Genomic DNA, 15278 nt, shown 5'->3' on the forward strand with positions numbered 1-15278 from the left:
AATATGTCACCTATAGCTTATAGGAAACATGTTATCTAGGTGTTTTTTCTTTGTCTCACCAAATGGGGTCAGACCACCTATAAATCTATAGGCAGATAGCGTTTTTTTACTTGCTTTGTATTTTTTTCAAAAATATAATTGAATTATTTCGCCATATGAAAGTATGTATCATAAGGTCGGAAACATACCTTGTTTACAATTGAATACACCTCACTTTTAAAATAAGTGAGGTGTTCTGGAGATTATTTGATTTTTTATCCTGCCATTTTATTAATACTATCCTCTGGCGAAAATACCGAAATATGATCTACCTTACCGATCGATTTTGGAATGATGAATTTTAACTCGAACTGATTGTTTACTTTATATACATATATTTGATCTTCACCATTTACTTTAACTGAAGTTGGTTTTCCTAACGCCTTTTCAATTTCTTTTAATGTAATTGACTTTAGTTCTGTTTGATATGAACGTACATCAAAAACTTGTGATCCTTTATTAAAACCGAAGACAACATTTTTATTTGTAAAGGTTGCGTACATTCCGCTCCCTGCTTGTTCTGTTTTATCTGCTTTCCCCCATGCTTTTTCTATTTCTTCGATATCTCCTGTATGAGCAGCAAATGGAACATTAGGTACTTTCCCTTCTTTCGCTAGTTCAAATAATTCTTTAACATAGTTAATTGATTTTTGGTTAAGAGTTGGACTTTTTGAATCTGGCCCTGTCGAAGGTTTTGTTGAATCTTGATTTTTGGAGTTATTCGCTGACTGGTTCTCTTTTTGAGGTGCAGTTCCTTCATTCTTTTGTTCCGTATTTTTTTCAGATGTTGGGTTCGTCTGTTTCTTTTCCTCATTATTCGTACAAGCCATCAATGTTAATACACATGTTAAAGTGAACAATATTCTCAAATGCGCTTTCATATTTTACTACCTCCCATTCGTAAACACTCTATAACATGATTTTTATCTTACATTGATTTCAAACAGGTTGAGATGTGTTGTTTTTCCTTACTATACACCTTCTCTTCTTACATGCTTTATCCTTCTTCTGTCACCTTGAATAAAGTACGTCACAAAAACGCAAAAAACCAACAGAAACTACGTAACATTTCCCTGCTGGTCTCATATTTTTAAGGTTTGAAATTTAATTACATCATTTCTTATTAGTAAACATATGATTCTCTCTACTCTTGTTTTAATGAAGTTGTATAATTTTTCTTTATAATATCTTTTATATGTATGATAAACGATATAAGGAATATCACTGCTAATACACCATTTATCCAATAATATGTATTTTCTTCTGTGTATTTATTATAAAACGATTGAACATTAAATAATAACAGAAACAGAGAAAACAAAGCAGAGCTTGCTAGCATGCCAAAACTTTTCACGAAATTCACCTCTTTTCTAAAATTTATGACCTTTATAATAATACATTTATATAAAAAGATTTTCAAATAATAGATGAACTTATCTATACTTTAGTATAAATTAAAAAGAACCTGAAATAATACAGATTCTTTCCAAAATAACATATGTAGATAAGCTTTAAAAGCAAAACTAAGAGGTAAGTCTTACTTTCTTTACGTATGTAGAAATCGTACTTTTTACAGTTTCAAAATTATGAGCAAATGTATTATCTCCACTCAGTGCCGTTATACATGTTAAACTTGCCGCTTTAATAAAATGTTTTACATCTACAAGCATTGAATTAGCCCCCATGAATTTAATTATGCTCATTATAACAGATGTATTCCGATTGAAACATGGAAGAAATAAACAACCCTTCGGAAAATTCCATTTCCCCTCAACTTTTTAGCATACAACATACATGTACCTTTATTATATAATTAAAAAGCTGTCCAATATTGGACAGCTTCAAATATGTATATTACACTTCGATTGACTTACCATCTTCTACAATATGATAAAGTAAGTGCGCTAAATGATGAATTGGACCATATTCTTCCTCTTCTTCATTTGTTTCACCTTGGAATTCAAGATCATTTAAGTATAATGCTAAAAATTGATAGTATAATTTCAAATCAAATCCGTAGCAAGCACTTGGCTCTTCGTGATCTCCTTCATATTGTAACATTAAGTATTGATCATTTCCTTCTGCATCTTCTGCGTCAAAGAATACGAAGAAACCAACGTTTGTATCTAAATCAAATAGATGACGAGTACCTTTTTCTGTTGCTTTATTGAAGTCCTCTTCACTTAATTTATGTACTGTTGTCGCTTTTGCATTATCTTCTTGATGGAAATTTACTGTATATGATTTCAATGCTGACACCTCCTGATTGTATAACAGTAGCATAACAGATTAGGCCATATAATTCAAAGGGACTGCTTACAAATGTAAACAGCCCCCTGTATTCATTTTCGCATCGCCCGGAATATAAAGCTTACGATGAAAATCAAAATAATCGCACCTATTAAGGCTGGAACAATCGCATATCCACCTATAATAGGTCCAAATTTACCAAGTAACGCTGTACCAAGCCAAGAACCGACAATACCAGCAATAATATTACCAATTACACCGCCAGGTACATCCCTTCCAGTAATTAAGCTTGCAAACCAACCTAATATACCACCGACAATTAAAGACCAAATCATATGATAACCTCCTTTATAATTCACCAATCAAACTATAATCAGAAACAATTGCTTACCATTAGTTATGTTTCATTTTTCATAAGTTATTCATACAGCTCAACTATTAGATTATTTGAGAACGAAGCTCACTGGACAAATGATTTTACAACTTCACATTTTACATATTAGGGACAATCAGGCTTTAATATCGTCCTCATAAATTCTTCTTTAAAAACTGGATAATTAAAACCAACCGCAATTTTTTGTACAGGCCTATTATCAAACGTGGTTGGCTCAGCTATTTTTCTAAAATCCGCAACACTTTGTCCTCTCGTTACATCATTCGTCGTACTAATCCAAACTGCTGATTTTTTATATTCAAAAATATCATCATTTATAAACGAAATAAACGGCAGTAAATCATGAATAGGACTCCCAGTAATACCCGGGTATTCCTTTTTATAAAAGTTCTCATAATAAAAATCGATCATTGGTTTAATGAGTTTCGCCTGTCCCGTTCCTTCTTTATTAATAATATCAAGCATTTCAGGAGTAATAAGCGCAGCCTGTGTTACATTTAACGGATATATAGTAGCGTTCTGCGCATACTTCATAACAATATTCGCCGCAATTGGATCGCCATAAAAATTCGCTTCAGACACGGGTGTAACATTACCTGGAAATAAGAAAGCGCCTCCCATAATATAATAAGAACAAATACGATTCATTACATTTGGATATAATAAAAATAACGTTGCAAGTGTTGTTAATCTTCCTGTCGCCACAATAACTATATCTTCTGGACAAGGCTCAATTAATTTAATTAATTCACAAAAATTTTCCCGTTTACAAATTCTCATTTCAGGTGGAATAATTGGCCCTAAACCGTGATCCCCATGAATTTCCGGGAAGAATAAAGGCTCTTCAGCTGTCATTGGTCTAGCTGCACCTTCGATGATTTTCACTTCTGTAGCATAGTATTTTTCTAAAAAATATACATTCTCTGTAACGATTTCTCGCGATACATTCCCATACTCTGCGACAATTCCTATAATATCTAATTTACAAGTTTTATTTGCATAAATTAACGCAACTGCATCGTCAATACCAAAGTCTCCAAAAAAGATAATTTTCTTATTAACAATCCTCACCTCTCTTCAGCATAATCTACTATTATTATTATGTGAAAAAGACAAGGCGGTGAAACGATGCAAACTAAAAAAGCCGCCTATTTATTGGCGACTTCAATCTTTTTATAAGACAAATATGCTAATACATTCTTACTTGAATCGTATTTTGGATTGTTTCCTTTTCTCGGTTCTCTCATATGCGTTTTTTCAAATCCAGGAATGTCCGGCATTTTCTCCATAAATTCAAGCATTTCTTCTTCAGTTCCTTCAATACGTACGCGAATCATTATTGCAATTCCTCAATTCTCATTTTCTCAGTACTAAGTATAACGCACTTTGAAAAGACTTCAAGAAATTTATCTTTTTAATGTTGTACTTTTTTTACAAATAAACATAGCCATTTCAGTATAGAACGACTTTACTTTATTATTTTCAAATAGAATATGAAAGTATTCCTTCATTTCGTTTGGTGTTTTCATCATACACTCTGTTAATTTTTCACGCTTTTGCATAGGTACTTCCAGCATGTCACACCACCAGTCGAAATCAAACTTTTTATCGAAAGTGAAGCATGACTGCATTTGCAAACCATTTTTTTCTAATAAAGTAATCCATTCTGTCTTTTTCAAAGCTCTTTCATGACTCGGATCACGCTTTTTTTCTATAAAATTATAAAATGTATCATATTCATTATTTTCTGGCGAAACATTATCTATTAAAATAAATAATCCATCATCTTCTAACGTTCGATTTACTTCATAAATAAATCGCGTCGGATTTGTAAAATGATGTGCTGCAATCCTGCATGTAATTGTATCAAATGCTTTATCAGCAAATGGCAATTTTTCAGCATGTCCAACGATAAAAGATACATTGTCATGCCCATTACCTAAAATGAATTTTTTCGCATTCTCTAACATTTTTTCAGTTAAATCTAATGCAACTACTTCTTTAAACAATGGTGCTAATAAATTTGCAACATGTCCACCACCAGTAGCAATATCAAGAAGACGATTATTATGACGAGGTTCAACTTGTTGAACTACATATTGTAAATCCAGTCCTTTAGCATGAATTTTACTTTTTACATACTTTTCTGCATTATTACCAAACTGTTGTTTCATAAGCTCTTCCTTACTCATTTTATCATCTTCCTTCTATTGTTATTAACATATATGATTCATATAATAATTAAAGTTCTCTTTATGTATTTTCAAATCCTCTTTTCAGCTCACCTCTTGTAATACAGACAGACCATCGTCAAAATGATATGAATATTACTTTAAAATAAAAAAGGTTATGGGAACTAATCCCCTAACCCAACTAAATATCTATTACATTTTTATTTCCTCATATATATCTATGTAATATAAATCCTCTTTCAACTTCATAATAACTTCTACTTCATTATAAGTAGCCTCTCGAGCATGTAAACCAAATTGATTCATGCCAATCCATATCCATCCAGGTGTATGATGAAGTATATCGATATTAAAACCATCTAACTTAGTAAGCTCCGATTTAATAAATGTATCTTTAATAGCGATTTGTTTGTCTATTAAGCCATATTCTTTTCCATTTTCAAATAGCGATATAATTTTCCCTAAAATCGGATGTTCCCGAACAATAAAATGATATTCCCTTTCATCTACATTCGCCACAATCAAACGAAAATCAGATACATCAGTCCCAAAATTCGGCATATTCATTTTTTCACCCCCTTAATTAGCTTCACTAATATCATAACAAATGAATATTTAAATAAAGTTAATAAAATGTAAAAAATAAAAAAGCTGACTTCCCTTTAGGAATCAGCCTTTATATTTTAGTTACCTTTATACTTTTACAACCTATTACAATGTTTCCTTTTCCTCATCATTTCCAGAAACTAAATTTCCTATAGCATCTGCCGTTACTTCTACCACAAATTCACAAATACCTGCTACAACTTCTCCAATTACTTCATCCATCTTTTTCCCTCCTTATTTTATGTAACTTATTTGTAGTATAGAAGAGATTGGTTATTTTTAACTATCGGAAAAGGTGACAAAAACATTACAGATTTGTAAGCTATTTCAACATGTTAACATTTTTACTTCTACCTTTTGAAACCCAAAGTATGATTAACAGGTATATAGGCCACCATAATATAAAGCAAGTAATACATTCGATAGAGGAGGCGTGCAAAATCTATTACGTAAAATTAATTAAAGGAAAATCATTCTATGCGTTTGATCATCGTTACTTAGTGTCTGAAGAAGAAGAGGTTTCAGAAAAAATTTATAATTACTTACTACGTAATGAATTTTTCGAAGTTCGTAAAGAAGAATATTCTGCTTAATGTAGGAAGGGCATCAAGAAATAAACCACATACTCGTGGTTCTCTTCTTGATGCTTTTATATTATTCCCCTATATTCAACCCTATTCTATTACTATCTTCTAATATACGTCCAATCTAATCCGTCATTACCTTCATATTTTGATATATGAGGAGGTGACAACCATAACTCATATCATTGATTACCAAGCTATTCAGCCAATAAATAAAACTGACGCAACTACTTTTACAATTCCCGATTCCCCAAACAAAGCAATTCTAGCAAATATTGAATTAAAAATTCCAATAAAAGATTCACGTGATAATCGAGTAGAATTAATTGCTACAGTTGGAGTTAAAGGTATAACTGATATATCACAAATATTGTTTAGGGTTTTCCGTAACAACATTGAAATTTTCAACACACAAGTAAGTATTAGATCTACAGATTCTGAACAATATTACGTTGAAACATTTCAAACAATTAATAAAAATATAAGCTGTGGGATTCACGAATACACTTTAACTGTGGAAAATTTAACAAGTGCTGCAAGTGCAGATGTTATTGGCCCCCTCACCTTTAGTGCATTAGCAATTGGACAAGGTCATAATAGTTATTAAGCAACTCTATTTACAAAGTGTATTTTAGAAAAGTGAGACGTACTATTACGCTCTTGCTTTTTTTATTTTTTATATGTAATTAATTCAAAGTTCATTTTATTTTTAATGCTTATTTCATCAACTCATAAATCCAATTTTCGCCAAATCAAAAAGATTGAAATCCACTAATGAAACACGTAATATAGACTCTGACTCTAAAAAAGTTCGTAAAAAAATACTACATAAATAAGGAGGTTTTATATACGAGTTTTTCACTTTAAAAGACGGAGAGGTTTTACATTATGTGGCGTAATAAAAATGTTTGGATCGTTTTAATTGGGGAGTTTATTGCTGGTCTAGGTTTATGGCTTGGTATTCTTGGCAACTTAGAATTTATGCAAAAATATGTCCCTTCTGATTTTATGAAATCAGTTATATTATTTATCGGACTATTAGCGGGTGTTATCGTTGGTCCAATGGCTGGTCGGGTCATCGATCAGTATGATAAGAAAAAAGTTCTTCTTTATGCTGGGTTTGGTCGGGTTTTAAGTGTTATTTTTATGTTTTTCGCTATTCAATTTGAAAGTATAGCCTTTATGATCGCCTTTATGGTTGCACTTCAAATTTCAGCCGCATTTTATTTCCCTGCATTACAATCTGTAATTCCACTCATCGTACGTGAACATGAGTTATTACAAATGAACGGTGTACATATGAATGTTGGTACAATCGCTCGTATTGCAGGTACTTCACTAGGTGGAATTCTTTTAGTTGTAATGAGTTTACAATATATGTATGCCTTCTCAATGGCTGCATATGCTCTATTGTTCCTTTCAACTTTCTTTCTACAATTTGAAGATAAAAAATCAACAGTGCCAAGTAAACAGGCTGCAAAAGATAATAGTTTTATGGAAGTATTTCGTATTTTAAAAGGAATTCCTATTGCTTTCACAGCACTTATATTAAGTATCATCCCACTATTATTTATTGCTGGTTTTAATTTAATGGTTATTAACATTAGTGAAATGCAACATGATCCAACGATTAAAGGATTCATATATACAATTGAAGGTGTTGCATTTATGTTAGGTGCCTTCGTTATTAAACGTTTATCTGATTATTTTAAACCTGAAAAATTACTATATTTCTTCGCAGTTTGTACCGCTTTTGCACACCTTTCATTGTTCTTTAGCGATATAAAATGGATGGCTCTTACATCATTTGGTTTGTTTGGCTTTAGTGTCGGCTGTTTCTTCCCTATTATGTCGACAATTTTCCAAACGAAAGTAGAAAAAAGCTATCACGGCCGCCTCTTCTCATTCCGTAATATGTTTGAGAGAGTTATGTTCCAAATTGTCTTACTTGGAACTGGCTTCTTCTTAGATACGATTGGGTTGCAATATATGGTTCTCATCTTCGGAGTCGTTTCGTTGTTGATTATTTCTATTTCCCTTTCTAAACAGAAACATTATGAAAAACAACCTTCGCAATCTGCGAATTTATAACGTAAACATTATTGGGCATGGATTCAGTTTTATACTGGGCCATGCCTTTTTGTTTTATAAAAAACCATTTAATATGTTAAGTGAAACGATTTAAAGGAGTCCCCCTTTCGCTTTCGAATATAGTATATAAATAATAAATAAAGGAGTTGCGAAAATGTATGATGGCATGCAGTTATTTATTATCTTTATTTTTGTAATAGTTATATTTAGCATCCTAAACTTTTTAACCATTTCCCTTTCTCAACATAGCTTTAAAAGGCGAATTGTGGCAGGTTTCGTTTTCTTATTGTTAACTCCCATTGTCTTTTTGACTACTACAGCATTCGCTTCTATATTCGATAAAAGTGGATTTAGCGTAGGTACGTTAGCCTTTATTATTGTAAGTGTATATATTTTAAATGGAATAGTCATCCTACTTTCCTCCTCATTTATCCTCAAAAAGGCATAGCCAAAATTATACTGATAGGCATGAATAACTAGTAATACGCTAAATTCATGTCTTTTATTTTTGCTATACTTTTCCCAATTTTTATGTGAAATTAAGTAATTCTTTAAAAAAATTTAAACTTTATTTATTACAATATTTCTATCGTATTCGCACGTTTATTAGCCATAATAAGAAAGGAGCACAAAATGAAAAAATATCTACTTATATTTCCTATACTGATCGTTTTACTTAGTGGCTGCAACAAGAATGATATATACGGTTCTTGGGAAGTCGTTGACAATAAAAACGGTGAATGTCCTGTATATTATAAATTTGAAACAGTTGTCAAAAAAGAAAATAAAGAGGAAATTGTTCAAAATTTAGTAGAAATGCAAACTACAAATAAAAAAGAAGATTTATATAAAGGTTCATTTGTCAAAAATTCTAATGTATATCACATTGATTATGGCAACTCATTTACATCAGATCAAACTTTAAAGGTTGTCGATGATACGTTAAATGTATATTTTTTGACAGCTGAAAAATTATGTACATATAAAAAGAAATGATTACATTTCAGATGAGACGCAGGAAATATTTTCTGCGTTATTTCACTTTAGAAAGCTTTCTCAAAAACACTTCCCTCTTTTTAATCTCTTAACTTGAATGTATTATTGCTTAATAATCTAAATAATTTCACTGTGAGGTGCTTATTATGAGAAGTTTAAGTTCCTTACTTATATCAACAATTTGTCCCGTCATCCTAATCCGCGTAGAAAGATATAATAGACATTTCAATTAACCATTCTAGCCTATATACAGCGTCCTCTTTCAAAATAGACTAATCCTTCCTCTAAATTTGTCAATCGTTTTAATTTTCATAAAAAAGTGATAAAATGTAAATATGTGTTTTCAGAATAATTAAATACGTAGAAAGAAAGCACTGTTTTTAGGAGGGGTTTTGATGACTTACACGTTAGCAACTAGAATGAAAGCATTCCAATCTTCTATATTTAGTGAATTAGGTGCCTATAAAAAAGAGAAAATTGCAGCAGGTCATAAAATGATTGATTTAAGTATCGGAAATCCTGATATGCCTCCTGCTGATTTCGTAAGAGAAACAATGGTACATACAGCAAGTGAAAAAGAAAGCTATGGATACACATTAACAGGTATTCAAGACTTTCACGAAGCTGTAACTGAATATTACAATAACACTCATAACGTTATATTAAATGCTGAAAAAGAGATTTTATTATTAATGGGTTCACAGGATGGACTCGTTCATTTACCGATGGTTTATGCAAATCCAGGAGATATTATATTAGTTCCTGATCCAGGATATACAGCTTATGAAACAGGTATTCAAATGGCTGGTGCAACATCGTACTACATGCCATTAAAGAAAGAGAATGATTTCTTACCTAACTTACAAGTTATCCCTGAAGAGATCGCCGATAAAGCAAAGATGATGATTTTGAACTTCCCAGGGAATCCAGTTCCAGCAATGGCACATGAAGATTTCTTTAAAGAAGTAATCGCATTCGCGAAAAAACATAATATTATTGTTGTCCATGATTTTGCTTATGCTGAATTTTATTTCGATGGCAACAAACCAATTAGCTTCCTCTCTCTACCTGGTGCAAAAGAAGTTGGCGTAGAAATAAACTCTTTATCAAAAAGTTATAGTTTAGCAGGTAGCCGCATTGGTTATATGATTGGAAATGAGGAAATTGTCGGAGCGCTTACGCAATTTAAGTCTAATACAGATTACGGTGTATTTTTGCCTATTCAAAAAGCAGCATCTACAGCACTAAGAAATGGTGCGGAGTTTTGCGAGAAAAACCGCACCATTTATCAAGAACGTAGAGATACTTTAGTCAATGGGTTCCGAACGTTTGGCTGGAATGTCGATAAGCCAGCTGGCAGTATGTTCGTATGGGCTGAAATACCGAATGGATGGACTTCTCTAGAATTCGCTTATGCATTAATGGATCGTGCAAATGTCGTTGTAACACCAGGTCATGCATTCGGACCTCACGGAGAAGGCTTTGTACGTATTGCTCTTGTTCAAGATAAAGCGGTATTACAACAAGTTGTTGAAAACATTAGAAATAGCGGCATTTTTTCTCTTGAAAAAATAGAGGAATTAGTTAAAAATTAGTTACTACTCCCCTGCTTAACTTTAGCAGGGGTATTATTTATTGGAGGTACTTTCATATGCACATTAAAGATACACTACCCCATCGTTATCCATTTTTAATGATTGATAAAGTAACAAGTATAAAACAAGGTGAATCCGTGACAGGATACAAACTCATTACAAATAACGAATGGTTTATAAATGATACGCAAAAACATATGCCTCATATGTTAATTGTAGAAGCACTTGCTCAGCTTAGTGCATTTGTAAATACAAGTGACTCTGAAGGATTAGGCTTTCTCTCCTCATTAGATGGAGTTGAGTTCCATGAGAAAGCATACCCTGGTGATAAACTTGATTTACATTATGAGCTAACACGTAACCGTCGAGGGTTTGTTCTCGGTACAGGTACGGCAACAGTTAACAGCCACCCTATTGTAACTATAAAAAAACTATTAATATATCAAGCAGATTAATCACTATTTGATCCGCCCGGGATATCTATCCCACGCCAATTGGGCTTATAAGATAAATATATTACGTAGTTAGGAGTAGGAAAATGGAAAGAACTATCGGTATCGATGCTGGAGGAACATTAACGAAAATTGCTTAAATTAATGAAAAAAAGGAATTAGCTTTTGAAAAGTTTTATTCACATGAACAAGATAAAATTATAGATTGGCTTCAGAGCAATAATAGAATGAAACAAATATGTATTACAGGTGGTAAAGCGAAACTATTACAACAACTACTTTCAGATGCATATACACTAGTAGAGCTAAACGAATTTGAAGCTACTCTTGCAGGTGTACGATACATATTAAAAGAAGAAAAACATTCTATAAACAACTTTATTTTAACCAATATCGGTACAGGTACTTCTATCCATTACGTTTATAATGACCATTATATTCGCGCTGGAGGAACTGGAGTTGGCGGAGGTACTATTATGGGACTTTCAAAATTATTAACAAATATTGATCATTTTGAAGATGTAATCCCTCTTACAAACATAGGTTCTAGAAAAGAACTAGATATTACGGTGGGAGATATTTATGGTGGTATTCTCTCTCCTATTGATAATAGTTTAACTGCAAGCAATTTTGGTAAAGCCGCTATTACAGACTCAAATTATAATAGCTCAGATATAATCGCTACTGTACAAGGACTTGTCGGTGAAGTCGTTACTGCATTAAGCCTTCAATTCGCCGAAGCAAAAAACATTGACCATATTATTTATATTGGTTCGACTCTATGTAATAATGTACACCTTCAAAATATTATTAGTAGCTACACAAAATATCAAAATAAAACACCAATCTTTTTACAAGATGATGGTTATAGTGGTGCGATTGGCGCTTTACTTCATGCTACAAAATAAAGAGGCTGACTTTTGTCAGCTTTTTTGCAATGGTACTTCAAATTCAATAATTGACTCTTCGTTCTCTCCAATTCGCTCCACACTAATTCTATTAATCACACAATTTAATTTCTCATGAAAACTAGGAATACTTTTAACTACTTCAGCAGCTAGCTCAGCACTTTCTTTTCTCCCGACTGTTACATGCGGGATGTACGGAATGTCTTCTTTCAAAAACTGTAATAAAGGTCCTGTATACAGGAAATTACGTAGATCTTCTATTTGTTCTTTCCCTTTTTCAACTCGTAAAAACAAATATGCTCCTTCACTCGTTATTTGATTCGCAAATTCAATTTCTATATTATATATCTTTTTTGATACATTCAAAATATGTAATTTCAACTCATCATTTGAAATAGGACTTTCAAACGGAAATACAATTGTAACATGCGGTGGGATTAATCCGAATAAAGGATCATGCTCTAGTCTAATGTCCTCTATTTCATGGATGGACATGTTCTTTAGAAAAAGTAAAATGGTACGCATTTTTATATCCCCTACTTCCCCTTAATTTTTTATATTTATCATATTGTATGGCAGCCTGTACTTCAACAAATTGTTTTGCTTACATCTAAAAATAAAAAACTTCTCAAATGAGAAGTTTTCATATAGCAGGATTATTATTTTCCCGCCAAACTTTCCTAAATTTTATATAACAAGCAATTCTCTATGGAATAATATACGAAACGGCAACGACATAAAATAATAAACCAATCGTTTGTGGATCCAAATCAACAATATATTGCCTTGAACCGTATCTTAAAACAACAAGTGCAATAAAAGTAATTAGAAAAGCTGTGCTTTTTTTCGTATAAATATTCCCATCATCTCTTCGTTCGTAATTTGTTAAAATTATAAGTGGTACGGCGAAAAGAATCCCAATGCATGCTGCTAAAACTACTTGTAAAATAGCTGGATGTACGGGACCAAAAAACCATATTATCCCTGGCGTTAAAAATAGTAATGGCCACAAAATTCGTTTTCCTGTTCCTTTTATCGGTTTGTACATAGAACGGTAACGACGCCAAAATATTAGTAGTGCAATGCATACAAAGACGGTTATTAGTGAAGAAGTGTCTCCCATTTGTTTTTCCTACTCTCCCAAAATATATATTTAATTACACTTTAAATGGTTTGCTCAAATGATACTTTTCGAATAAATATACCGCTAGTCACGATATAGACGATAGTTAAAACAATTGAAATGACAATAAAGTATGGGATATCTATTAAAGATAGATTAGATGTAGAATTTAAATCCTGTATTCCTACTTCTGCATAAAGTACACTATTCAATAATATAAAAAATGTTCCGCCTATCATAAGACCAATCCACTTAAAACGTTTCTTAATCACTACTGCTACTTGAAAAAAAGTTGCAATTGTAACATACAATAATAGTTGTACAATAAACTGTTTAACTGAGTGTTCTCCTAAACTAATATTTACTGTTCTATACAATGTATTTTGTAAAATAATCACTTGAAGGAATGAGAAAACCGCAGCTTGTAATATGATATAGCAAACTGATCCAATGAAAAACTGTAATCTCGTTACTCCAAATGAAACTGCTAAACGAAACACATCATCCTGTATAATAAAAGTACTTACTACTATAAACAATGTAATTACAATCGAAGGATTATTTAATATATGTTGTAAAAATCCTTCTCTTATTTCTTTTAACTCCATTACACTTGTGATTCCTTTTATAAGTAAAGCTGTAATCCAAAATATTAAAATTGCTTTATAATGAAATTTTATATGTAACTTTAACTGCTTCATTATCATCGTCATTTCACTTCACCACCAGTTATATGAATAAATAGTTTTTGTAATGTAATTCTATCAACTACTAATCCCTCTTTTTCAACAGAATAATAATCTTCATTAGAAAGCTCTTCCCATATAACAGTAATGCCTTTGTTCCCATAAACTTCTCGATTTAAAACTTTTTTATTAATTGAGAACTCATCCACTTTATCTTTTTTCCCCGAAATAATATGTCCTTGTTGTAATAAATCTTCCACTGATGATTGAACAACTAATCTTCCTTCTTTTATGATGATTATCTCTTCAATTACATGAGTTACTTCTTCTACTAAATGTGTTGATAATATAATTGTTCGAGGATGCTCACCATAATCTTCTAATAGTAAACTATAAAACAACTCACGATGCGCTGCGTCTAAACCTGTAGTTGGTTCATCAAAAATAGTAATTGGTGCTCTACTTGCTAGTCCTTGTACTATTCCAACGACTGTTTGCATACCATGTGATAGTTTATGGTATTTCTCTGTCATATTAAGCTGAAATTTATCAGCAAGTTTTTCAGCGTACTCTCCATCCCAATTTTTATAAAACATGCTACACATCTTAAAAATTTCTCTTACTTTATAACTTAAATGAGCTTCTTCTTTCACTCTAACGAAACAAATATTTTGCATCGCTTTACTATTTTCAAATACATTTTCACCTAATATTGATACACTTCCACTACTTGAAATAATTTGTCCTGCGAGTAAATGTAATAGTGTCGTTTTCCCTGCTCCGTTCCTTCCAAGCAAACCATATATTTTATGCTCTTCCAATGAAATAGTTACTTCATTTACAGCTATTTTCTTTTTATATTTTTTCGTTAAATCTTTCGTTTCAAGTGCAAACATTACGCTTTCCCCTCCTTCGTAATTTTTTGTATCATATCCATCAATTCGCCTTTTGATATTTCTAGTACTTTTGCTTCTTCCCACACTTTAGGTAAATACTCTGTCATAAAAGTATTTTGTCTTTTTTTTAGTACGACTTCTTTTGCTCCCTTTGCAACAAACATCCCGATCCCTCTCTTTTTATATAGAATCCCCTCATCTACTAATACATTTACCCCTTTAGCTGCAGTAGCTGGATTTATTTGTAACATCTTTGCAAATTGATTTGTCGATGGAACTTGTTCTTCTTCAAGCAATATATCTTTTAAAATATCAGATTCAATAGTTTCCGCAATTTGTAAGTATATTAACTTATTTTGTTCTAGAGTAGGTTTCACAATTTCACCACCTTAGGTTCATAGGTTCATTACTTATGCAATTAACCATATCACATTGCAATTATTTTTTCCATAAATTTCTTATATAT

At 31.9% G+C, this 15278-nt stretch carries 21 protein-coding genes and 1 pseudogene; 8 read left to right on the forward strand and 14 right to left on the reverse strand.

All coding sequences use genetic code 11. The annotated features are described in order from the left end of the window. Positions 1-254 precede the first annotated feature (254 nt). The 9 genes from G9F74_RS27105 to G9F74_RS27145 all read right to left on the reverse strand — a co-directional run bounded on the left by G9F74_RS27105 (position 255) and on the right by G9F74_RS27145 (position 5436). Positions 255-920, reverse strand: a complete 666-nt coding sequence (locus G9F74_RS27105) for a YjgB family protein (protein WP_016108597.1) — start codon at positions 918-920, stop codon at positions 255-257. A 263-nt stretch (positions 921-1183) separates the two neighbouring features. Then, the gene (locus G9F74_RS27110; RefSeq protein WP_000834516.1) at positions 1184-1393 is read right to left on the reverse strand and encodes a hypothetical protein; all 210 of its coding nucleotides are present in this window, start codon (positions 1391-1393) and stop codon (positions 1184-1186) included. A 169-nt stretch (positions 1394-1562) separates the two neighbouring features. Then, entirely contained in the window at positions 1563-1709 is a 147-nt protein-coding gene (locus G9F74_RS27115) for a hypothetical protein (protein ID WP_000959555.1), read from the reverse strand. 184 nt (positions 1710-1893) lie between these two features. Further along, positions 1894-2289 (reverse strand): hypothetical protein, encoded by a 396-nt coding sequence (locus G9F74_RS27120; protein WP_000844593.1) that lies wholly within the window; start codon positions 2287-2289, stop codon positions 1894-1896. Between the two features lie 92 nt (positions 2290-2381). Continuing rightward, a complete protein-coding gene (locus G9F74_RS27125) occupies positions 2382-2624 on the reverse strand; it encodes a GlsB/YeaQ/YmgE family stress response membrane protein (RefSeq protein ID WP_000638302.1) in 243 nt (80 codons plus the stop codon). A 164-nt stretch (positions 2625-2788) separates the two neighbouring features. Continuing rightward, positions 2789-3754, reverse strand: coding sequence for a nucleoside hydrolase (locus G9F74_RS27130; protein ID WP_016108598.1), 966 nt, complete (start codon positions 3752-3754; stop codon positions 2789-2791). A 77-nt stretch (positions 3755-3831) separates the two neighbouring features. Further along, positions 3832-4020 (reverse strand): DUF3970 family protein, encoded by a 189-nt coding sequence (locus tag G9F74_RS27135; protein WP_000621879.1) that lies wholly within the window; start codon positions 4018-4020, stop codon positions 3832-3834. A 69-nt stretch (positions 4021-4089) separates the two neighbouring features. Then, positions 4090-4875 (reverse strand): class I SAM-dependent methyltransferase, encoded by a 786-nt coding sequence (locus G9F74_RS27140; RefSeq protein WP_000031294.1) that lies wholly within the window; start codon positions 4873-4875, stop codon positions 4090-4092. Positions 4876-5067: 192 nt separating this feature from the next. After that, the gene (locus G9F74_RS27145; RefSeq protein WP_033657361.1) at positions 5068-5436 is read right to left on the reverse strand and encodes a hypothetical protein; all 369 of its coding nucleotides are present in this window, start codon (positions 5434-5436) and stop codon (positions 5068-5070) included. Positions 5437-5921: 485 nt separating this feature from the next. On the opposite strand from G9F74_RS27145, the gene G9F74_RS27150 reads away from it, so the two are divergent. From G9F74_RS27150 to coaW, 8 genes are all read left to right on the forward strand, one after another. Continuing rightward, on the forward strand, positions 5922-6074 hold the full coding sequence (locus G9F74_RS27150) for a YqbF domain-containing protein (RefSeq protein ID WP_073990761.1): 153 nt from the start codon (positions 5922-5924) through the stop codon (positions 6072-6074). 163 nt (positions 6075-6237) lie between these two features. Continuing rightward, positions 6238-6672 (forward strand): hypothetical protein, encoded by a 435-nt coding sequence (locus tag G9F74_RS27155; protein WP_033657360.1) that lies wholly within the window; start codon positions 6238-6240, stop codon positions 6670-6672. Positions 6673-6953: 281 nt separating this feature from the next. Then, positions 6954-8156 carry an MFS transporter gene (locus G9F74_RS27160; RefSeq protein WP_000269231.1) on the forward strand — a complete coding sequence of 401 codons (1203 nt, stop codon included), beginning with the start codon at positions 6954-6956 and terminating at the stop codon, positions 8154-8156. A 154-nt stretch (positions 8157-8310) separates the two neighbouring features. Further along, positions 8311-8604, forward strand: a complete 294-nt coding sequence (locus tag G9F74_RS27165; RefSeq protein ID WP_016108599.1) for a hypothetical protein — start codon at positions 8311-8313, stop codon at positions 8602-8604. Positions 8605-8789: 185 nt separating this feature from the next. Then, positions 8790-9152, forward strand: a complete 363-nt coding sequence (locus G9F74_RS27170; protein ID WP_000760384.1) for a hypothetical protein — start codon at positions 8790-8792, stop codon at positions 9150-9152. A 395-nt stretch (positions 9153-9547) separates the two neighbouring features. Then, the gene (locus G9F74_RS27175; protein ID WP_016108600.1) at positions 9548-10747 is read left to right on the forward strand and encodes an LL-diaminopimelate aminotransferase; all 1200 of its coding nucleotides are present in this window, start codon (positions 9548-9550) and stop codon (positions 10745-10747) included. Between the two features lie 56 nt (positions 10748-10803). After that, entirely contained in the window at positions 10804-11202 is a 399-nt protein-coding gene (locus G9F74_RS27180) for a 3-hydroxyacyl-ACP dehydratase FabZ family protein (RefSeq protein ID WP_000547668.1), read from the forward strand. Positions 11203-11339: 137 nt separating this feature from the next. Then, entirely contained in the window at positions 11340-12107 is a 768-nt protein-coding gene (gene coaW, locus G9F74_RS27185; protein WP_229181213.1) for a type II pantothenate kinase, read from the forward strand. A gap of 15 nt (positions 12108-12122) precedes the next feature. On the opposite strand, the gene G9F74_RS27190 is transcribed toward coaW, so the two are convergent. From G9F74_RS27190 to G9F74_RS27210, 5 genes and pseudogenes are all read right to left on the reverse strand, one after another. After that, positions 12123-12632: a 2'-5' RNA ligase family protein gene (locus G9F74_RS27190; protein ID WP_016108602.1), complete on the reverse strand. Its 510-nt coding sequence runs from the start codon at positions 12630-12632 to the stop codon at positions 12123-12125. A gap of 118 nt (positions 12633-12750) precedes the next feature. Beyond that, positions 12751-13230, reverse strand: a pseudogene (locus G9F74_RS27195) (cytochrome c biogenesis protein CcdC). A gap of 41 nt (positions 13231-13271) precedes the next feature. Continuing rightward, positions 13272-13943 carry a DUF4052 family protein gene (locus G9F74_RS27200; RefSeq protein WP_016108604.1) on the reverse strand — a complete coding sequence of 224 codons (672 nt, stop codon included), beginning with the start codon at positions 13941-13943 and terminating at the stop codon, positions 13272-13274. Next, positions 13940-14812, reverse strand: coding sequence for an ATP-binding cassette domain-containing protein (locus G9F74_RS27205; protein ID WP_016108605.1), 873 nt, complete (start codon positions 14810-14812; stop codon positions 13940-13942). The genes G9F74_RS27200 and G9F74_RS27205 overlap by 4 nt, the downstream gene beginning before the upstream one ends. Beyond that, on the reverse strand, positions 14812-15189 hold the full coding sequence (locus G9F74_RS27210) for a GntR family transcriptional regulator (protein WP_000805198.1): 378 nt from the start codon (positions 15187-15189) through the stop codon (positions 14812-14814). The genes G9F74_RS27205 and G9F74_RS27210 overlap by 1 nt, the downstream gene beginning before the upstream one ends. Positions 15190-15278: the final 89 nt, after the last annotated feature.

Origin of the sequence: Bacillus sp. EKM202B (assembly GCF_011066025.1) — a bacterium.
In the GTDB taxonomy this organism is placed as follows: domain Bacteria; phylum Bacillota; class Bacilli; order Bacillales; family Bacillaceae_G; genus Bacillus_A; species Bacillus_A toyonensis.